The sequence below is a fragment of the Rhizobium sp. BR 315 genome (assembly GCF_050577975.1).
Classification (GTDB): Bacteria; Pseudomonadota; Alphaproteobacteria; order Rhizobiales; family Rhizobiaceae; genus Rhizobium; species Rhizobium miluonense.
In genome coordinates this window covers 1-19,517 of the sequence record NZ_JARWKZ010000012.1, presented here as the reverse complement: position 1 = coordinate 19,517, position 19,517 = coordinate 1, and the positions used below count along the sequence as shown (strand labels likewise).

At 60.7% G+C, this 19,517-nt stretch carries 20 protein-coding genes and 1 pseudogene; 10 read left to right on the top strand and 11 right to left on the bottom strand.

Annotated features, from left to right (window positions below):
* Positions 1–36 precede the first annotated feature (36 nt).
* From QD409_RS14515 to QD409_RS14505, 3 genes are all read left to right on the top strand, one after another.
* Entirely contained in the window at positions 37–675 is a 639-nt protein-coding gene (locus QD409_RS14515) for a 2-dehydro-3-deoxy-phosphogluconate aldolase (RefSeq protein WP_092850261.1), read from the top strand.
* Positions 676–806: 131 nt separating this feature from the next.
* Positions 807–1,526 carry a tellurite resistance TerB family protein gene (locus QD409_RS14510; protein WP_092850254.1) on the top strand — a complete coding sequence of 240 codons (720 nt, stop codon included), beginning with the start codon at positions 807–809 and terminating at the stop codon, positions 1,524–1,526.
* 190 nt (positions 1,527–1,716) lie between these two features.
* On the top strand, positions 1,717–1,932 hold the full coding sequence (locus QD409_RS14505; protein WP_092850467.1) for a hypothetical protein: 216 nt from the start codon (positions 1,717–1,719) through the stop codon (positions 1,930–1,932).
* Positions 1,933–1,939: 7 nt separating this feature from the next.
* Here QD409_RS14505 and QD409_RS14500 read toward each other — a convergent pair whose 3' ends face one another.
* The 5 genes from QD409_RS14500 to QD409_RS14480 form a co-directional block, all read right to left on the bottom strand.
* Positions 1,940–3,055: a nickel/cobalt transporter gene (locus QD409_RS14500; protein ID WP_430762962.1), complete on the bottom strand. Its 1,116-nt coding sequence runs from the start codon at positions 3,053–3,055 to the stop codon at positions 1,940–1,942.
* On the bottom strand, positions 3,049–3,708 hold the full coding sequence (locus QD409_RS14495; protein ID WP_208858656.1) for a DUF1007 family protein: 660 nt from the start codon (positions 3,706–3,708) through the stop codon (positions 3,049–3,051). Before QD409_RS14495 ends, QD409_RS14500 begins: the two co-directional genes overlap by 7 nt.
* Before the next feature lie 217 nt (positions 3,709–3,925).
* Positions 3,926–5,233, bottom strand: coding sequence for an RNA polymerase sigma factor (locus tag QD409_RS14490; protein ID WP_092850246.1), 1,308 nt, complete (start codon positions 5,231–5,233; stop codon positions 3,926–3,928).
* Positions 5,234–5,237: 4 nt separating this feature from the next.
* Positions 5,238–5,585, bottom strand: a complete 348-nt coding sequence (locus QD409_RS14485) for a YciI family protein (protein WP_430762961.1) — start codon at positions 5,583–5,585, stop codon at positions 5,238–5,240.
* Positions 5,586–5,774: 189 nt separating this feature from the next.
* Positions 5,775–6,668 (bottom strand): LysR family transcriptional regulator, encoded by an 894-nt coding sequence (locus tag QD409_RS14480; protein ID WP_430762960.1) that lies wholly within the window; start codon positions 6,666–6,668, stop codon positions 5,775–5,777.
* A gap of 528 nt (positions 6,669–7,196) precedes the next feature.
* Between QD409_RS14480 and odc2 the strand changes: the two genes are divergently transcribed.
* On the top strand, positions 7,197–8,330 hold the full coding sequence (gene odc2, locus QD409_RS14475) for an ornithine/lysine decarboxylase (protein ID WP_092850237.1): 1,134 nt from the start codon (positions 7,197–7,199) through the stop codon (positions 8,328–8,330).
* A 168-nt stretch (positions 8,331–8,498) separates the two neighbouring features.
* Positions 8,499–9,089 carry a GNAT family N-acetyltransferase gene (locus tag QD409_RS14470; RefSeq protein WP_092850234.1) on the top strand — a complete coding sequence of 197 codons (591 nt, stop codon included), beginning with the start codon at positions 8,499–8,501 and terminating at the stop codon, positions 9,087–9,089.
* A 39-nt stretch (positions 9,090–9,128) separates the two neighbouring features.
* Here QD409_RS14470 and QD409_RS14465 read toward each other — a convergent pair whose 3' ends face one another.
* Together QD409_RS14465 and QD409_RS14460 are read right to left on the bottom strand one after the other, a co-directional pair.
* Positions 9,129–10,493 carry a cytochrome-c peroxidase gene (locus QD409_RS14465; protein WP_430762959.1) on the bottom strand — a complete coding sequence of 455 codons (1,365 nt, stop codon included), beginning with the start codon at positions 10,491–10,493 and terminating at the stop codon, positions 9,129–9,131.
* Positions 10,494–10,512: 19 nt separating this feature from the next.
* Complete coding sequence (locus QD409_RS14460) at positions 10,513–12,141, bottom strand: phospholipase C (RefSeq protein WP_430762958.1); 1,629 nt, start codon at positions 12,139–12,141, stop codon at positions 10,513–10,515.
* 80 nt (positions 12,142–12,221) lie between these two features.
* On the opposite strand from QD409_RS14460, the gene QD409_RS14455 reads away from it, so the two are divergent.
* Positions 12,222–12,401, top strand: a complete 180-nt coding sequence (locus tag QD409_RS14455; RefSeq protein ID WP_430762957.1) for a hypothetical protein — start codon at positions 12,222–12,224, stop codon at positions 12,399–12,401.
* Here the strand turns inward: QD409_RS14455 and cysE are convergent.
* The 4 genes from cysE to QD409_RS14435 all read right to left on the bottom strand — a co-directional run bounded on the left by cysE (position 12,398) and on the right by QD409_RS14435 (position 16,346).
* Positions 12,398–13,213 (bottom strand): serine O-acetyltransferase, encoded by an 816-nt coding sequence (cysE, locus tag QD409_RS14450; protein WP_430762956.1) that lies wholly within the window; start codon positions 13,211–13,213, stop codon positions 12,398–12,400. The genes QD409_RS14455 and cysE overlap by 4 nt on opposite strands.
* Before the next feature lie 117 nt (positions 13,214–13,330).
* Positions 13,331–14,320 carry a WD40 repeat domain-containing protein gene (locus QD409_RS14445; protein WP_430762955.1) on the bottom strand — a complete coding sequence of 330 codons (990 nt, stop codon included), beginning with the start codon at positions 14,318–14,320 and terminating at the stop codon, positions 13,331–13,333.
* The gene (locus tag QD409_RS14440; protein WP_430762954.1) at positions 14,320–15,414 is read right to left on the bottom strand and encodes a CobW family GTP-binding protein; all 1,095 of its coding nucleotides are present in this window, start codon (positions 15,412–15,414) and stop codon (positions 14,320–14,322) included. The genes QD409_RS14445 and QD409_RS14440 overlap by 1 nt, the downstream gene beginning before the upstream one ends.
* Positions 15,415–15,554: 140 nt before the next feature.
* The gene (locus QD409_RS14435) at positions 15,555–16,346 is read right to left on the bottom strand and encodes a creatininase family protein (protein ID WP_430762953.1); all 792 of its coding nucleotides are present in this window, start codon (positions 16,344–16,346) and stop codon (positions 15,555–15,557) included.
* Between the two features lie 86 nt (positions 16,347–16,432).
* Between QD409_RS14435 and QD409_RS14430 the strand changes: the two genes are divergently transcribed.
* From QD409_RS14430 to QD409_RS14415, 4 genes and pseudogenes are all read left to right on the top strand, one after another.
* On the top strand, positions 16,433–16,945 hold the full coding sequence (locus QD409_RS14430; RefSeq protein WP_430762952.1) for a MarR family winged helix-turn-helix transcriptional regulator: 513 nt from the start codon (positions 16,433–16,435) through the stop codon (positions 16,943–16,945).
* A 118-nt stretch (positions 16,946–17,063) separates the two neighbouring features.
* Complete coding sequence (locus tag QD409_RS14425; protein WP_092850200.1) at positions 17,064–18,110, top strand: LacI family DNA-binding transcriptional regulator; 1,047 nt, start codon at positions 17,064–17,066, stop codon at positions 18,108–18,110.
* Positions 18,111–18,215: 105 nt separating this feature from the next.
* The gene (locus QD409_RS14420; RefSeq protein ID WP_430762951.1) at positions 18,216–19,184 is read left to right on the top strand and encodes a 2-hydroxyacid dehydrogenase; all 969 of its coding nucleotides are present in this window, start codon (positions 18,216–18,218) and stop codon (positions 19,182–19,184) included.
* Positions 19,185–19,387: 203 nt separating this feature from the next.
* Positions 19,388–19,517 (top strand): annotated as a pseudogene (locus tag QD409_RS14415) (IS110 family transposase); the annotation flags it as partial.

The following is a 19,517-nucleotide window of genomic DNA, read 5'->3' as shown; positions in this document are numbered from 1 at the left end:
GCCGGATTTCAATCGTTTTAAGGGAGCGCACCGACCATGGGCGAGAAAACCGCGAAGCTTCTTTCCATTCTGAAATTGCAGCCGGTCGTGCCGGTGCTGATCGTCGACGATGCGAAATCGGCCGTTCTTCTTGCCCGGGCGCTGGTCGCCGGCGGCCTGAAGGCGATCGAAATTACCTTGCGTACCGCGGGCGCGCTCGATGCCATCCGTGCCGTGGCCGAGGAAGTGGAAGGTGCCGAAGTCGGTGCCGGCACGATCCTGAACGTTGCGCAGTGGGACGCGGCCGTCGAAGCCGGCTCCAAGTTCATCGTCAGCCCGGGCACGACGCAGGAGCTTCTCGACACTGCCCGCTCCTCGCATGTGCCGCTGCTGCCGGGCGCTGCCACGGCAAGCGAAGTCATGGCGCTGCGGGAAGAAGGCTATACGGTGCTGAAGTTCTTCCCCGCCGAGCAGGCCGGAGGCGCGGCCTATCTCAAGGCTTTGTCCTCGCCGCTTGCTGGCACGGTCTTCTGCCCGACCGGCGGCATCTCGCTGAAGAATGCCCATGACTACCTGTCGCTGCCGAACGTCATCTGCGTCGGTGGTTCCTGGGTCGCGCCGAAGGAACTGGTCGCTGCCGGCGACTGGGCCGGGATCACCAAGCTTGCCGCCGAGGCTGCGACACTCAAGGGCTGATAAGTCGCTTCCATTCGATTTCGAAGGCGCGCGTGGATCATGCGCGCCTTTTTCTTTGTCGCGGATTATTTGTATTTGCGGTTGCGCTTCCTATCTCCCTGTCACCATCGCTAGGACGGAAGGAGCACCACATGATCGATGCCCGCAAGCTGCTGGACCAGTTTTTAGGGTCGCAGGTCCCTGGTATGCAGGGAAGCGTTAAGGACAAGGCGACCGAGGTCATCAATCTCGCCCGCGACAATCCGATGGCAACGAGTGCGATTGCTGGCGTGCTGCTTGGGACGAAGACCGGGCGTCAGGTCGCCGGCAATGCGTTGGCGCTCGGCGGCCTCGCCGCCATCGCGGGGCTTGGCTACCAGGCCTACAAGAACTATCGCGACGGCAGTCAGCCGCAGCCCGCGCCGCAGTCGGACTCACGGGCCGCCCCGCAGGCCGAGCCGCAGTTCCTGCCGCCGCCGTCGAATTCCGGTTTCAGCACCGCGCCGGCTATTGCCAGCAACGATTTTACGCTCTCCCTCGTCCGCGCGATGATCGCGGCTGCCCGTGCCGACGGTCATATCGACGACACGGAGCGCCAGCGCATTCTCGGCAAGGTGCAGGAGGCTGGCGTCGGATCCGAGGCGGAGGCCTTCTTCCAGCGCGAACTTGCCAATCCCGTCGATCTCGACGCCATCGTTGCCTCGGCAAAGACGGAGGAGCAGCGGGTGCAGGTTTATACGGCATCGCGGCTGACGATCGAGCCTGATTCACGGGCCGAGCGCGGCTATCTGGACCTGCTGGCCGGCCGGCTCGGTCTGCCCGACGCGCTGGTCGATCACATCGAGGCGACGGTCGCGGGCGCCAAGGTCTGAGCCTGATCGGTTGCGGCCGGTTGCCTTTCATCGGCGGCTGGCCTAAGCCTTCGCCGAAACACTTCATGGCGTGCTAGAGCCTTTCCGCTTTTCTTCGAATCGCGAAAAAGCTCTATCTTTTTGTTTTTACGCAATTCCGGACGGAAAACCGTTATGCACTTTTCCTGGAATTGCTTTGGGGATCGGCGATTTGACGGACAAGAAAAGCGACACCCGCTCGGCAGCGATCGCGGCAGGGGTTATTTTACTGGTCGCGACGGCCGTGCTTTATCTGATGCCGAACGTCATCGTCTGGCTCGGAACGATTTCGCCGTGGCTCGGCACCGGATTCGGCGTGCTGGTCATCCTCGCCTTCTTCTTCGTCTTCTGGCTGAGGGCGCGCTATCAGCGTCGCAGGGAGCGGTAAGCCGCCGTCAGCTCTGGAGTGAAGCGCCGAGCAGAATGACGCCGGTGCAGACGACCAGCAGCGCGCCGAGGATCTCGATGCTGTTGCCGACCCATGCCGAAAGCGTCGAGCCCCTGCCGGTGAAGCGCATGGCGGTGCCTTTCGCGAAAACCGCGATGATCGCGAGCAGCGAAACGGTCAGCGCCGTGCCGATCGACATGGCGAGCACGGACAGCAACCCGCCGAGATAGAGCCCGTTCAGCATCGAAAAGGTCATGACCAGCAGCGCGCCGGAGCAGGGACGCAGGCCGACGGCGATGATGGCCGACCAGGCTTCGCGGACGCTGAATTTCTCGTTCGACAGCATCTTCGGATCGGGAAGATGGGCATGGCCGCAGGCTTCGCAGTAGGCGCCATCGCCCGTCGCGTGGGCGGGATCGTAGCATTGATAGCCGCCGGCGGCAGGCGTGGCAGCCGCACGGCTGCGGGAGAAGCCCCTTACCGAATCCGTGCCGGTTGCGGCCCCTTCAAAGAGCGACAGGCTGATCGGTCCGGCCGATGTCGCGAGCTGGATCTCGCGGCGCCGCGCCCGGCTTTGAAGCATCGCCCGCACTTTGCGGAACAGAAGCCAGCAGCCGAACAGGATGACCATGACGAAGCTTGCGATCTCCATGGCGTTGGTGGCCATCGTCATGGTGATGCCGGAGCCGCGCAGGACGAAATAGGCGGCGCCAACGACGAGGACGGCGACGAGGCCCTGGATGAGGGCCGAGACGAAAGAGATGCTGATGCCGCGCTTCAGTTCGATCTCGTTGGCGACCATGTAGGAGGAAATGACCGCCTTGCCGTGGCCGGGGCCGGCTGCATGAAAAATGCCGTAGGCAAACGAGAGGCCGATCAAGGTCCAAAGCTGCCAGGGGTCCTGACGCATGGCTTCGATCGATTTGGTCAGCGCGCGATAGAAAGCCTGCTGCTCGTAATTCACATAAAGTAAGATCGGCGCAAGCGGGCCGCCGATCGGCTGGAAGCTCGGCTCTGCCGTGCCGACGCCGAGCGGCGAACCCGCGGCATGTGCAAGGCCGGCGGCTGCCAGAAGGACGAGCGTTGCAGCCGGAGCGAGCTTTCCTATTCTCGAAATCAGCATTGGACGTCTATCCGCGTTGCGAAGAGTTTCGACATCGTCGTCCCCGTCGGATCGTTGAAGAAGGCATCCGTCAAGGTTGACTTGTTTTCGGCGATGACTTCATCCGGGTTCGGGCGCACGACCTTCTGCGTACAGCTTTTGAAGGCTTCGCCTTCCGTCACCAGCTCCTTGTCGCTCGGGAAATCGATCGATGTGTAGAGCGTGGGGTCGTAGATGCCGAAGCCGAGCTTGTTGCCCTTCGCCAGTGGCATTGGTTCCGCCGGCCTGACGGCGAAGAACATCAGAAGCTGACCATCGCGAAAGTCGACATTGATGATGTCTGGCTTCTGCACTTTGATCGTTTTGCCGTTGAGCGTCAGGTTGGCGTAGTAGTCGTATTCGGCGAGGGATTCCCGCACGGTCTTGCCGACTTCCTTCAGCTCGTCCGGATCGAGCTTCAGATTGGTGTTCTTGTCGAAATCCATCAGCACCGAGGAGGAAAACACCTCGTCGAAGCGCCAGACGTTGCGCAGCTCCTGCACATTGCCATCAGGCCCTGACAGTACTTCAAGCCGCGCTTCCACGAAAATATGCGGATGCGCTGAAGCAACAGCCGGCGCAAGCAGCAGGCCGCCGGTCAAGGCGACAGCGTGAACGATCGTGGATTTTCTCATGCGTCCGATGTGCTTCGTGAGCATTGATTCACTTCGACTTCTGGTCAGGAAATGAGACGGAATTGGGACCGGCCGGCGGAACCGGTATCAAAACCAATTCAAGGCGATTCATTCAAGTATTTGATCTCGCAATACCTGCCGAGAAGAAGAGGTTCATTTTGCGAAGAACAAGTCCGTTGATGCGTTGACCTGACGAGCGTGTAAGAATTAGCGTAACTCAAAGCAAGCTTGTTTTGTTAGGATCTGTCTTTGTCTGACGCCCCTCGGGGTTAGCGGGCGCCATGCTTTCCGTCCGTCGCTTTTGCAAGAAGCGGCGGACCGCAGGATCTATTTCCAGCGCAATCGCTTGGTCATAGGCCTCGCGTGCCGCCAATATCTCCCCTGTTCTTGCATGAAGTTCGGCTCGCGCTGCCCAATAGGGTTGATACTCGCTAAGCCGACTACCGGGGTCCAGCCTCGGCAGCGCCGCCAGCCCTGCGGCCGCGCCGCGCGTCTGCGCCACGGCGATCGCGCGATTGATGGCCGCCACCGGCGAGCCGGTAATTGCGCAGAGGCCATCATAGAGACGTTCGATCGCCACCCAATCAGTCTTGCCTGTTCGGCGTCGCGCGACATGGGCCGATTGGATTGCCGCTTCCAATTGATAGCGGTCGAAGGCGTCAAATGAACTGGCGTGAATAAGCAACCTCTCAGCTTCGTCGATCAACTCTTCATCCCAAAGAGCAGGATCCTGATTGGCCAGCGGTACGAATTCGCCGGCCGAACTGCGCCGAGCCTCAAGCCGCGCATGTGAATAGAGCATCAGCGCAAGCAGGCCGAGCGCTTCAGCCTCCTCCGGTAAGAGCGCGACGATCAGCCGGCCGAGCCAAATCGCCTCCTCGGCCAGGTTACGCAGGCTAGCATCGGCGCCGGCCGGATCACTCCAGCCTTCCGTATAGACCGCATAGACCGCCTCCAGAACTGCGCCAAGGCGCCCGCGCATGTCTGCCTTGTCGGGCACGCGCAAAGGAATCTTGGCGCGTCGAATCCTGTTTTTGGCCCGCGCCAGGCGCTGGCCCATTGCCGCCGGTGAGACCAGGAAGGCGGAACCGATTGTCTGTGCGTCAAACCCGAGGATCGTCTGCAGGATCAGCGGCGCTCTGATTCCAGGCTGTATTACCGGATGCGCGCAAGTGAACATCAGAGCAAGGCGCTCGTCGGGAATTTCCGGCGTTTGGCTCGCCGTTGCCTCCAGCTCCTCCGCCATGAGCCGAAGATGTTCAGAGGCGGCGGCGCTGACCCGTCCGCGTCTGATGGCGTCGATCATCTTGCGCCGGGCAACGGCAAGCAGCCAAGCCTCGGGGTTATGCGGCGCGCCATTGATTGGCCAATCGGCCAGGGCGGAGGCAAAAGCCTCCGACAAGGCGTCTTCGGCGCCGGCCACATCGCGCGTGCGCGCCGCGAGAATGGCGACCAGTTTGCCATAGCTTCGGCGCGCAACCGCCTCGGCAGCCTTAATGGCCGGCTGGTCGTCTTCTCGCGACATGGCGTCAATAGACCATGAGAGGGCGAACCTCCACCGTGTCATGCTGAGCGCCTGGGCAACGGGCTGCCCAGAGGACGGCGCTGTCGAGATCAGCCGCCTCGATAAGATAGTAGCCGCCTAACTGCTCCTTGCTCTCGATATAGGGGCCGTTGAGAACCGAGGGCTTGCTATCCGGCGCACGCACCACGGTTGCCGTCGAGGAATCCTGCAATCCACTGCCTGCCAGGAACGCTCCGGCCTTTTTCAACACTTCCGTGTAGGCCGCATAGGCCGCAAACATCTCGGCCTTCTGCTCTTTCTTAGCATTCTTGTGTTCAGCTTCGTTCCAATACACCAACAGCATATATTGCATGACGCGTTCCTTTCTCGCGTTACGCGGAGCTTTAGTGCCCGCTGCAGCAGTGACGTTTGAACCGGCGCGATTTTGACAGGGCGCGGGGCGAAATTTCAACCGAGACAGAGTTGGAGGCATTTCCTCCTATAAACACGCGGGACATGAGCGATCGGCTGCAGGCCTTGCTGGTTTTGACAGCTGGAGTGTTCAGCCGTTCTTGCGGAACCAGTTGTGCAGGTAGTCCACAAAGATGCGCACCTTTGCCGGGAGGTAGCGTCGGTGCGGATAGACGGCATAAATGCCGCGGTCGGTCGGCAGATAGTCGTTGAACAAGGTCAGCAATTGTCCGCTTTCGATCGCCTTGCGACCGATAAAATCCGGGACGACGGCGATGCCAAGGCCCGAAAGCGCCGCGCGCAGCGTCGCATGCGGGCTGTTGACCTCGAGCGTGCCGTTGATGGCGACATTGAAAATGGTGCTGTCGGCATCGACGAAACGGATATTGCCTTGGGAGCGGGTGTTGGTGTCGATGATGAAAGGCACGCGCGTAAGGTCACTCGGATGCTCCAGCGCCGGATAGAGGTTGAGGAATTCCTCCGTCGCACAAAGGTGGACGCGGAAATCCGAGATCTTGCGGGCGATCATGCCTGAGTCTTCGAGCTTGGTGATGCGCACGGCAACGTCGAAGCCTTCCTCGATCAGATCGACGAAGCGATCGTCGGCGGCGATCTCCAGCGCCAGATCGGGATTTTCCTTGGCGAAGTCGATCAGCGATTGCCCGACCTCGGCGTCGACGAAGGTGCGCGGCACCGAAATGCGCAGCCGCCCCTTGAGCTGCTGATTGTTCTCGCGCACGAGGTCGGCGAGATTGTCGATCTCCTTCAAGATGTCGGAGGCGGTGCGATAATAAGTATGGCCGGCTTCCGTCATGGAGAACTGGCGTGTGGTGCGATTGAGCAGCAGCGCGCCAAGTTCGTCTTCGAGTTCGCGAACGTATTTCGAAAGCAGCGCCTTGGAGCGCCCGGTCTTGCGTGCGGCCGCCGAAAATCCTTCAGCCTCCACCACGTCTATAAAGGCGCGAATTCGGGTTAAAGTATCCATGGCAGAGCCCCCCGTTAACTGTTTCGAGATGTTGAACAAAATGCGCCGATTTGTTCAATTATTTTTTTAGGGCATGCGCGAAAAATTTTCTTGATTATTACCGCGAATGTTCCTATTTCCCGATCAGCCCAAAGTCGCACGTGCCCGTGGGTGTCCGCCGATCCTCGATGTGGTGAGAAAATCGGTAAGGTACCTGGAACTAACCCCTCCAGTCGCTATTTCGGCCAACCGAAAAATGCGAGGACATCTGAAGCAACGACGGTGCGGGCCTTTTTGTTCTCTCCCGGCTTTCCAACAGCCGGGGTTACTGAAGAGGCACACCTTCATTGCCGGAAGTGCGGTTGGGATTCTCCCTCCAATCCATGGCAGACAAAGCGAATTAGCGCCGCTTGCGGCACTCGTTCATCATCCGCGCTTCGCGCATTTGCATGGTACCGGGGTCTCCACCGGCTGGTTCCTAAGCAAATGAGCGTCGCCCTTTGTCCTCTGGGTCTTTCCCGGAGCTTTTGGAACTGAAAGGGAATTGACATGACCACGCAGCGTATTCGCGACTTTCTCGCTACCCGACGTCCGGATGGTCCTTGCCTGGTGGTCGATCTCGATGTCGTCCGCGATAATTTTCACGCTTTCCGTCATGCCATGCCGGACAGCGCCATCTACTATGCCGTCAAGGCCAACCCGGCTCCGGAAGTGCTGCGCCTGCTCGCAAGCCTCGGCTCCAATTTCGATTGCGCGTCCGTCGCTGAAATCGAAATGGCGCTCGATGCCGGTGCGACCGCTGCCCGCATCTCCTTCGGCAACACGATCAAGAAGGAGCGCGATATCGCCCGTGCGCATGCACTCGGTATCAACCTCTTCGCCGTCGACAGCCACGAGGAAGTCGAGAAGATTTCCCGTGCCGCTCCCGGCGCTCGCGTGTTCTGCCGCGTGCTGACGGATGGCGAAGGCGCCGAATGGCCGCTGTCGCGCAAGTTCGGCTGCGTTCCGCAGATGGCTGTCGACGTTCTCGTCTATGCTCATCAGCTCGGTCTGGAATCCTACGGCGTGTCTTTCCACGTCGGCTCGCAGATGACCAAGGTCGATGCCTGGGATGACGCTCTTGCCGATGCCAAGCGCGTTTTCGTTTCGCTCGCCAAGCAGGGCATTCACCTGCAGATGGTCAACATGGGCGGCGGTTTTCCGACCAAGTACCTGCGCGACGTTCCTTCGGCCGAAGCCTATGGCAAAGCGATCTTTGCGTCTCTGCGCGCCCATTTCGGCAATCAGATCCCGCACACGATCATCGAGCCCGGCCGCGGCATGGTCGGCAATGCCGGTGTGATCAAGGCTGAAGTCGTCCTGATTTCGAAGAAGTCGGACAACGATGCCGCTCGCTGGGTCTTTCTCGACATCGGCAAGTTCGGCGGTCTCGCCGAAACCATGGACGAGGCGATCCGCTACCCGATCCGCACGGAGCGCGACAGCGACGAAATGGAAGCCTGCGTCATCGCCGGCCCGACCTGCGATTCGGCCGACGTGCTCTACGAGAAGAACCTCTATCCGCTGCCGGTGACGCTCACCATTGGCGACGAGGTCCTGATCGAAGGAACCGGCGCCTACACCACGACCTACTCGGCTGTGGCATTCAACGGTTTCGACCCGCTGAAGGCCTACATCATCTAAGGCATGCATCCCGAAAAGTGCGAAGCGGTTTTCGGATAAGATCATGCCAAGGAAAAAACTCAGCGTCGGCTGAGTTCTGATATCGCCGCCCCCGTAGCCAATCGGGGCGGCACCCTCACAATAGTTCGTCACCGCCGCTGATAACGGTATTGGGCACGGGAGGCCAAGATGGCCGCTGTTCTTGATTCTGTCCGCGCATTTTTTGCGCCGTCCACTTTCACTCTTGACCTGGAAAACGCAGGCGATGTCGTTGCGCGCGAAAACCTGCTGGATCGCGCCATGGGCGCCGGTCGCCGCAAGAAGTCGTCGGAAAAGCTGCGCCAGGGCCGCATCCCGGCCGAAGGCCTGGCGCTAGTCGCGCGCGATCGGGCCGGCCATGTCATCGGCACGGTTCGCCTGTGGAACATCGAAGCCGGCGTCGACCGCGAGACCCGCCCGGTCGATGCGCTGCTGCTAGGCCCGCTGGCCGTCGATCCGGCATATGAAGGCAAGGGTGTCGGCTCGGCGCTAATGCGCGCGGCCATCATGGAAGCGAAGAAGCGTGAGCACGGCGCGATCCTGCTCGTCGGCGATGCGCCTTACTATGAGCGCTTCGGCTTCTTCGCTTCGAAGACCCGCCATCTTGTCATGTCTGGGCCGTTCCAGCGCGATCGTTTCCTGGCTCTCGAGCTCAAGGAAGGCTGGCTCGACAGCGCCGCCGGCATCATCGTCGCCAGCGGTCGCAAGCTGGCTCAGCCGCCGATCTCCAAGGCAGCCTGAGGTCTTACTCCGCCTTCGCCCGTTGGGGCGGAGGCGTTTCTATCTGGCTGCCTTCACACTGTCCTTCGCCGGGTCATAGCCATCCGACAGCGTTCTCAGGAAGGCCACGACGTCGGCGATCTCGGCGTCGCTCAATGCTGGGGCATCGCCGAGCTTGCGGTTCATCGGCGCGTCGATGATGTCGATATTGGCCCGATACTGCGGCGGAAGGTCGTCGTATTTCACCACCTTGCCACTCGCATCCTTCGGATAGATTTCCTCCGGATTGATATCACGCTTGACGTAGAAGCGGGTCACGTCCTCAAGCGTCCGGTAGACGCCATTGTGGAAGAAGACATGGCGGGTGGCGACATTGCGCAGCGTCGGCGTCTTGAACAGCCCGCAATTCTGCTGTTGGGCGGAATAGGTGTCGTTGCGCAGCGGGCCGCAAATGCCGGTATCGTAATAATGGGCATCGGCATTCGCCGGAATGGCCGGGTTGCGCGGCGCGCCCAAGGCCTCGAACTCGAAATCGGTGAAGTTCGGCATCTGCCCGTCGCCGGTCATCTTGTCGAGATGGCAGGAGGCGCAATTGCCCTTGTTCGCATCGTCGAAGAGCTTCAACCCCCGCGCTTCCATGTCCGTCAGCACCGCCTTGCCGCGGAGATAATAGTCGTACTTGCTGGTGTAGGGATGGAAGGAGGGCTCCTCGATCTGATAGCGGGCGAGCGCGAAGCCGATCTCCGAAATCATCATGTTCTGATCGTTGAGGATATTGTTGCCGAAGAGCGCCGAAATGTCCTTGCCGTAACCCTTTTTCAGTTTCGCATAGACGGTCGCCACATCGGCATTCGCCATTTCGAAGGGAGAGATCATCGGCTGCAAGGCCTGTTCTTCCAGCGAATCGATTCGCCCATCCCAGAACATGCCGCCCCGCGGCACGAGGTTCGCGGCTGCCGCATCGGCCTTGACGGCCTGGGCGGTCAGTGGGCCGGCGACGCTGGCGGGCGCATTGGCCAGAGCCACACCCGATGCTTCGGTCATCGGAGACGCTTCCGCCGCCTCGTCGGCAGCGCTCTCCTCTCCGATCGAGAAGGAAGGCGTCGACGTCTTGTAGGCGAGGCTCGGTACCGCGCGGATGCCCGGCTGATCGAGATGCAAGCCACCGAGCTGGACGGCGAGACCGTTGGCCGGCGCGTAGTGGTTGGCCGGGTCGTGGCAGCTCGCGCAGGACATCTGGCCGTTGCCGGAGAGCGACGGGTCGAAGAACAGTTTCTTGCCGAGCTGGGCAACCGCGCTCAGTGGCGCCTGTTCATCATAGCTGTTTGCGGTCGGCTCGCTTGCCACGCCGACAGCCGCACCCGCAAGCGAAAGCCCTGCGAGTGCGAGAAGCGGCAGGAGACGGTGGTTGATCTGCAAGGGCATTTCCGTCTCCCCTATGATTTTAAGAGGCCTGATTGCCGGTCTTCGGATCGAGGGTCAGCTTCGGCGCGTCGCCCTTGGACCAGTCGAACATGCTGTTCAGCGAGCCCGAAAGCGCATCGAAAGAACCGCCGCCGAGGCGGGCGCCGGCCATCCAGTTATCCTCGATGAAGCGCATGACCGAGGTCTGGTCGGTCAGCGTGTGGTCGACGAAGTTGACCTTGGCGTAGGGCGAGATGACCAGCAGCGGCTGACGTGTGCCATAGCCGCAACGCCCTTGCGCAGGCTGTCCGTTGACACCGGGCAGCGGCGTGCCGGTGGAGCAGCTGTCGCCGCTCAGCACGTCATAGCCCTTGACCGGGAGCTTCGACGGATTGACGACCGCGTGGGCATGGTCATACCAGCCGTCGGAATCGTCGTAGAGGAGGATGACGGCGGTATCCTTCCAATCCGGCGAATTCTGCACGGTATTGACCACTTGGGTGACGAATTCCTGCTCGTCGAGCGGATCGGAATAGCCGGCATGGCCGTCCTGATAAGCGGGTGCCTTCAGGAAGCTGACGGTTGGCATGTTGCCGTTCTTCAAGGCCGCATAGAAGTCGGTCATGTCGTACTGGTGGTTTGCCGCATCCGTCGTGCCGATCGCCGCCACGGAGGACGGGCGCGCATGCGTCGGATTGGCGGTCGAGGCATAGTACTGGAACGGCTGGTGATGCGGGATGTAGTCGCCGTAATTGACCTTGGTGACGGTCGAAGTCGTCGCGCGCTTGCAACCCGTCGTGCCGTCCGGGTTGGTCAGCGAGAGGTCGAAGCCGCCTTCGAAGAAGCCCCAGGTAATCTTGTGCTCGTTCAGCATGTCGCCGATGTTCTTGCCGTACATCAGCGCCGTCTGACCGACCGAGCAGACGTCGCCGGTCGGATCGAAGTCGCTGATCGCGGTCCAGCCGCCATTGCCGTCAGGCACGATGCGGCCCTTGGAATAGGTGCCGTCGCTTTCCAGCATGTAGCCGGGCGGCAGGATGACGCCATTGGTCTGGCCGGAGATCAGGTTCAGCGCGCCGGGGGTCGAGGGGCCGAAATTGGTGGAGAAGGAATTGTCGTTCAGGGCGTAGTGCTGGGCGTAGTTCCAATAGGCCGTGACGGTGTTGCCGTCATAATAGCCCATGACCTGACCCTTCGTGCCGAAGGCGCCGGCGGCACCCTTGGTGCCCCTGCCGGTATTGGCCGGGAAGAGGTCCATGGCAAAATTGTTATAGGCGGCCTGCTCGGCGGTATAGCCGTGATTCTGCGACTGGGTGGCCGCCTGCGTGCGGTCGAGCCGGAACGGGGCAGCGGCGTCTGCGCCATTGGCCGCGTTGGTCTTGTTCGGATTGGTGTCGAGAAGACCGGCATTGGCCAGCGTGTTGATATCGGTCGGCGTGTTGTCGGCCGCCTTGAACTCCGGCTCGCCGGCGATGTTTGCGGCCTTGGGGTACGTCGCGAAATAATGGTCGAAGGAGACGTTTTCCTGGAAGATAACGACAAGATGCTTGATCGGCGTTGCGGTATTCGGTGCCGGCGCTGTGTCAGCGGCACCCGCGGTGGAACAGAGCAAGATAAGAGTAAGCGCGCTGCCGGCTACAAGGGCGGCGCGACGTGAAAGACTGGTCATCGTCATATCCTCTTCGAGTGGGGGCATTGCTCCGGCGCATTTGCGCCACGCCGGGCATAGAGAACCCTTTCGAGCTATCAATGGAGTATGACAGTTCCATGAAGGATGCGGCGGTCAGTCTAAGCCGCGGCAATCCTTCCGTCGTCAAACACTTGATTCTGCTGCAGCGGAGAGCGACATCGTGCGCGCGCTCGCCGGATGCGATCGTGCTGCTACCTTATGTCACGCGCCGTGACGCCGGCTCGATCGATTGGAACTAGATGTTCTGATCCATCGTTTCGGCCGGGATCTCGTCGGCACGATGGATGCGCACGACCAAAGCCGGCACGCCGGCGACGGTGCAGTGCGCAGGAACCGGTTTCACGACGACGCTGCCGGCCGCGACCTTGCTGAAGGCTCCGACCTCGATATTGCCAAGGATTTTCGCGCCGGCGCCGATCATCACGCCGTGACGGATCTTCGGATGCCGGTCGCCACTCTCCTTGCCGGTGCCGCCCAAGGTGACGTTCTGCAGGATGGAGACCTCATCCTCGATGACGGCGGTTTCGCCGATGACGATGCCGGAGCCGTGATCGAGCATGATCGACGTGCCGATCTTTGCAGCCGGATGGATATCCGGCCCGAAGACGAGCGAGACGAGGTTGGAAAGCCAGCTGGCAATTTCCGTCCGTCCCTCAGTCCAGAGCGCATGGGCGATGCGATGCGTCTGCAGGGCATGGAAGCCCTTCAGGTTCAAAAGCGCATGCAGATAGGTGGTGCAGGCCGGGTCGCGCGTGCGAACGGCAATGAGATCGGCCTCGGTTGCATGCAGGATTGCGGGATGCCGCGTCAGCACGTCGGACAGCAGCGAAAGCATGTCGCCATGCTCAATCCTGACGACACAGAGCCGGGCGGCGAGCACATTGTCGAGGCCTTCGACATTGGAGCTGCTGGCAAGCAATTGCGCCTGCAGCAGCGGGGCTATCGTCGGCTCGCGGGCCGCAAGCTCGGCGGCCTCGCAACGGATCACATCCCAGATGTCTTCGGCTGGGGCAGGGGTATTTCCGGCTGGTGCCGTTCCCGACTTGGGCATGATCCTGTCTTTCTCTCCAGAGCGGTTCAGCTATCCAGTGATACTCCGAACCGCTCCAATTTATGGTGTTACGCGGTTCCCAACGAAAAGCCTCTGCGTGCTTTTCGCGGGATCACCTCAGGCCGACACGTCGACGACGCCGCAGTCGCCGGCTTCCGAGGCGAAAGCGAGCAGCTTGCCGGACTTGCTCCAGCTCATCGATGTGATTGCACCCTTGCCGGGCCGGCGCAAGAGCGCCTCCTTGGCATCGCCGACGCGGACCGCCAGGATCATGCCGTCGATGAAGCCGATGGCAAGGATATCTTCGGCCGGATGGAACTTCACGCAGGTCGCCATGATATTGGCGCGGCTGCCGAGCTCTAGCGGTGCCTTACCCATCGGGCCGTCCTTGCCCTGGAAAGGCCAGACAATGGCAGCCGGTGCGCCGCTCGAAGCGAGCCACTTGCCCTTTGCCGACCATGATAGGGACTTCACCTTGGCAGGATAGCCCGTCATGCGCATGTGCCGGGCTTCGGCACCCGGCTTGGCGTCCAGCTTCCAGCCATGCAGAGCGTTTTCCTGCATGGTGGTGACGATGAACTGGCCGTCCGGCGAGAAAGTGACGCCGGTGTGGGCACCCTTCCATTCCAGATTGACCGGCGGCGCGCTCATGCCGACCCAATGCAGCGACACGCCGTTATAGCGGGCAGCGGCGATGCGCAGGCCCTTCGGAGCAAAGGCGATGCCTTCGACCGTGCGCTCTTCCGGAAACTCTTTCGTCGTGCCGTCGGACAGCCGGACGAAGGCGCTCTTGCCATAGGAATAGGCGACCGAGCCCTGCGGTCCGGCGGCGACCTGGCTGATCCATTTGCGCGGCGCTTCGGCCAGCACCGTTATGCCGCCATCGGCCGCGATGCGCAGGACCTTGCCGTCTTCGCCGCCGGAAATCAGGCTCTCGCTATAAGGATCGCGAATGCAGGTGAGCATGCCCTGGTGAGCTTCGGTGACCTTATCCCCGCCCTCCAGGCGATGGATGGCGCCTGCGGCGCTGGCGAAGAGGGGGGTGTCACCTAAAAATTCGACGGCCAGAACGTGGCCGTCGATATCAAGCGGAGCAACAGTCGGCATCAGGCAGACGCCTCGCACGCCTTGAAGCTCGCTTCGAGCTTTTCGCGGTCGAGTTCGCGACCGATGAAGACGAGCCGGCTTTCATGCTTCTCGCCATCCTTCCACGGACGCTGATGATCGCCTTCGATGATCATGTGCACGCCCTGAACGACATAGCGCTCCGGATCGTCCTTGAAGGCGATGATGCCCTTGAGGCGCAGGATGTTCGGGCCCTGCGTCTGCGTGATCTTCTGGATCCAGGGGAAGAAGCGTTCGGCATTCATCTGGCCGCCGCGCAGCGAAACCGACTGCACTGTGACGTCGTGGATCGGCGACGGGGCGTGGTGATGATGGTCGTGACCGTGGTCATGATCGTGGTCGTGATCATGATGATGGTGGTCATGATCATGATGGTCGTGATCGCAATCCGGGCCGCAGACGTGATCATCATGGCCGTTCTCGAGGAAATGTGGGTCATTCTCGAGCGCGCGCTCAAGGTTGAAGGCGCCCTGGTTAAGCACGCGGGCGAGATCGACGCCGGAGCGGGTCGTCTTGTAGACGCGGGCGGCCGGGTTGATGGCGCGGACGATGTCCTCGATCTGAGCCAGTTCTTCCGGCGTTACGAGATCGGACTTGTTGATGACGACAACGTCAGCAAAGGCGATCTGATCTTCGGCTTCGCGGCTGTCCTTCAGGCGCAGCGGCAGGTGCTTGGCATCGACGAGTGCGACGACGGCATCAAGCTCGGTCTTGGCGCGGACATCCTCGTCCATGAAGAAGGTCTGGGCGACCGGAACCGGATCGGCAAGACCGGTGGTTTCGACGATGATGCCGTCGAAGCGGCCGGGACGGCGCATCAGGCCTTCGACCACGCGGATGAGGTCGCCGCGAACGGTGCAGCAGACGCAGCCGTTGTTCATTTCGTAGATTTCTTCGTCGGATTCGACGATGAGGTCGTTGTCGATGCCGATCTCGCCGAACTCGTTGACGATGACGGCGTATTTCTTGCCGTGATTTTCAGACAGGATGCGGTTGAGCAGCGTCGTCTTGCCGGCGCCGAGATAGCCGGTGAGAACGGTAACGGGAACGGGCTTTTGCGTGGCTGTTTCGGTCATGGGAGCCTCGAAATAGGGAAGGTTGCCCCGAGGAGCAGACATTGGTCGGGTTCCATATAAGGAGTTGGAGACGTCAGTTCAAAGGCTTTTATATGTTATAAGATCACATTGGATTGCTGAGGCGCAGATCGGCGGCAACACTAAGTCAACGACGACACATCGAAGCGGTCGATATCCTCAAGCAGTTCGACAAGCCCTTTGACGGCATGTGCGATCAGTCTTTCGCCCTTGTCCGCTGTTGCCACGCCTGCATTACCGGCTACGCCCCGAATGCTCAGATCGGACATTTTCCAGCCGAAGGCGTGGGGGCCGTAGGCGCGAAGGTGATTGAAGTCGCGGATGAAATCGGATTGGCGGGAAGGAAAGTTCTCCGCCTTCGACATATCGACCTTTTCAGGGTGCAGGGCGAGCATGACCGATGTCTCGATATCGCCGCCGTGAATGTCGATCGCTTTGTCGTCGGGCATGATCAGTCCGCCGGGCACGCCAAAGCGGATCCAACTGGTCGCGACCGCCAGCATGTTGAAGCGCACACGCGCTTCCGTCGCGACGATGGTCATCAGCGGAGAGTTGCCGCCATGGGCGTTCAGCATGACGAATTTGCGGATGCCGAGCTTGTTCATCCGCTCGGCGATGCCGAGCCAGCGTTTCACGGCTTCGTCGAAAGTCAGGGTTTTGGTTCCGGCGACATCGATGTGCTCTATGGAGTAGCCGACAGGCTCCGTCGCCAGGAAGGTAACGGGCAGTTTGGCGGGCAGGGCGGCCTTGAGGCGTGAAACGATGCCTTCGGCGATCAGCGCATCGGTTTCAAAGGGCAGATGCGGACCGTGTTGCTCATAGGCGCCAAGTGGCAGCACAGCGATCCATTTTGCCCGTACTTCAGGGGCCAATGTAGTATCATTGTCGTCGAAACATGGCAAAGGATGCGCCATCTGAGGGTGTGCCTCTTGTTTATGTCAATAACCTGCGCAATGTCATAGCGTGATGGCGCATCGGCGAAAAGGTCAACGGAATCACGATGGGTAAGAAGAACAAGGTCGGGAAGAAAAGTAAGTCAGGTAAGAAGAAGGATCACCGGGACTATACGCTTGCCGATCTGTCGCCGGCATTGACGCAGGCGGCGCGGTCCATGCGAACGGTGATGACCCGCAGCCTGACGGCGAGTGGGCTCTATGCCGGGCAGGACGGTGTCATCCTTGCGCTTTCGGCCAGCGACGGTCTTCCGGCCGGATCGCTGGCGCAGAAGCTCGGCGTCAAGGCGCCGACGATGACGCGTACGATCGGGCGCATGGAGGCGCAAGGCTTCGTCGAACGGCGGCCGGATGCCGAGGATGCTCGCCTGACCAAGGTCTATCTCACCGAGACGGGCCGCAACAGCGTCAGCGAGATCGAAAGCTCTGCTGCCAGCTGCGATGAACTGGCTACGCGCGGCTTCTCCGAAAAGGACATTCGCTCGCTCGTGCGACTGCTGAAGACGATCGAGAACAATCTCCAGGCGGGCGATGACGACGAGGACGATGAGGAAATCTGAAAATCCTCGCGAATTCGAGTTGCGCGACGCGATTAAAGCTTTTAATTAAATATTTTAAATTCCGGAATCGTAAAACGAACGGAATATGTTACGGCTGCGTTTCACGGGGAGGGAGCGCGTGGCGCAAAAGATAAAGCTTTCTACAATTGCGGAAACGCTCGGCATTTCAACAGCAACGGTATCTCTGGCCTTACGTGATAGCCCGTTGGTCGCGGTCAATACACGCGAGAAGATCAAGGACCAGGCCCGCGCGCTAGGCTACATCTACAATCGCCGCGCGGCGAGCCTCAGAACGTCGCGATCGGGGATCATCGGTGTCGTCGTTCATGACATCATGAACCCGTTTTACGGGGAAATCCTCAAGGCGATCGAAAGTGAGCTCGATCGCAGCCGGCACACCTTCATTCTCTCCAACCATTATGACTCGGTTGAGAAGCAGCGAACCTTCATCGAGACGCTGCTGCAGCTTGGCGGCGACGGCGTGATCATGTCGCCGGCGATCGGAACGCCGCCGGAAGATTTCGAGCTGGCCGAAGAAAACGGCATGCCGGCCATTCTCGTGGCGCGCCAGATCGATGCATTGGATCTGCCGACCTATCGCGGCGACGACAGCTACGGGATTTCGCTTGCCACCAACCACTTGATCAGCCTTGGTCACCGCTCGATCGCAATGATCGGCGGCACGGACCAGACCTCGACGGGGCGCGACCGCTATCAGGGCTATGTCAATGCGCTGCGCAAGGCGGGCATCGAGGTCGATCCCAATCTGCGTATTCCCGGCGCGCGCTCGAAGCAGGGCGGTTTCGAGGCGGCCGTGCACTTCCTGTCGCTGCCGCAGAAGCCCACGGCAGCGGTCTGCTGGAACGATCTGGTGGCCATCGGTCTGATGAACGGTATTTCCCGCGCCGGTCTTGTACCGGGGAGGGACATTTCGGTTACCGGCTACGACGATCTGGAAGAAGCGGCGATCGCCACGCCGGCGCTGACGACGGTCTGGAACGGTCAGGCCGAGGTCGGAAGGCTTGCAGCACGGGCGCTTTTGGATAGATTGGCGGGAAGCCATGAGCCGGATGGTATCCATCTCATCAAGCCGGAAATGCGCATCCGCCAGTCGACGGCGCCATACAAGGCTCGCGAGCAGTTCAGCCCTTCACGGGATCGCTGAACCGCTCTATCTCATTGGCTCTATGTAGTTCCGGGCGGGAAGCCGCCGTCTATTTTCCTGGAATTGCTGCAGTCGCGCCGAACCGTACCGCAAGAGGAAAGATTCATGTCCGATAACCGCATTGCCGTCCTCGTTCCGGGGAAGATACACCCGCGTGTTCTCGAAAGGCTTGGAAAGCAGTTCGATATCGTGTCCGTAGAACGTGATGGCGGCCCAAAGGTCGATGCGGAGACGGCAGCGCGCATCCGCGGCGTCGCTGTCTCGGGCGGCTTCGGTGCCACCTGGATCGATGCCCTTCCGAATGTCGAAGTCATCGCCAATTTCGGCGTCGGCTATGATGGTATCGACGTCAAACATGCCGCTTCCAAAGGGATCGTTGTCACCAATACGCCTGACGTCCTGAATGACGAGGTCGCGGATACGGCGATCGCGCTGCTGCTGAACACGCTGCGGCAGTTTCCGAAAGCTGAAAGCTGGCTGCGCGAGGGGCGCTGGGTAAAGGAAGGGGCGTTTCCGCTCTCGCCTTTTTCGATGAAGGGGCGCCGCATCGGTATCAATGGTCTCGGCCGCATCGGTCTCGAGATCGCCAGAAGGCTCGAGCCGTTCAAGGTGAAGATCGGCTACCACACACGCTCGCCGCGCGACTCGCTGCCTTACGTTTATTATCCGACCCTGAAGGAAATGGCACAGTCGGTGGATACGCTGATCTCCATCGTGCCGAAGACGCCGGAAACGCACAAGGTCATCAACGCGGATATCCTATCGGCGCTTGGGCCGCAGGGCGTGTTCATCAATGTCGGCCGCGGCTGGTCGGTCGATGACGATGCACTGATCGCCGCCCTCGGCAACGGTACGCTGGGGGCCGCCGGCCTTGATGTGTTCTACGATGAACCCAATGTGCCGGCCGGCTATCTCTCTCTGCCGAACGTTTCCTTGCTGCCGCATGTGGCGTCCGCCTCGGTGCCGACACGCGACGCCATGGCCGATCTTGTCGTCGACAACATCATCGAATGGTTCGTAAAAGGCCGGCCGGTGACGCCGGTGCCGGAGACGCCGGTCAAGCTGCGCGGCTGATCACACGGCCTTCTGCCCATGGAGCATTTCATGGAAAAGTGCGCAGCGGTTTTCCGTCCGGAATGCGTTGGGAAATAAGAAGATAGATGGTGTAACGGGCGGAGCCCGGCCAGCCAGGTTTGAATGGCTGGTGGTCGTCCCTCACAATGATGGTGTCGCGGAGTCAGGAGAGACCTGCTCCATAGCATCACGGAGAGACGACCATGAAGCAGTATGCCGGCATCGACGTATCATTGGAATACTCAAGTGTGTGCGTGGTGGATGCGGATGGCCGCATTGTGCGTGAAGCAAAGGTCCACAGTGAACCCGATGCGCTGATCGCCTGGTTTTGGC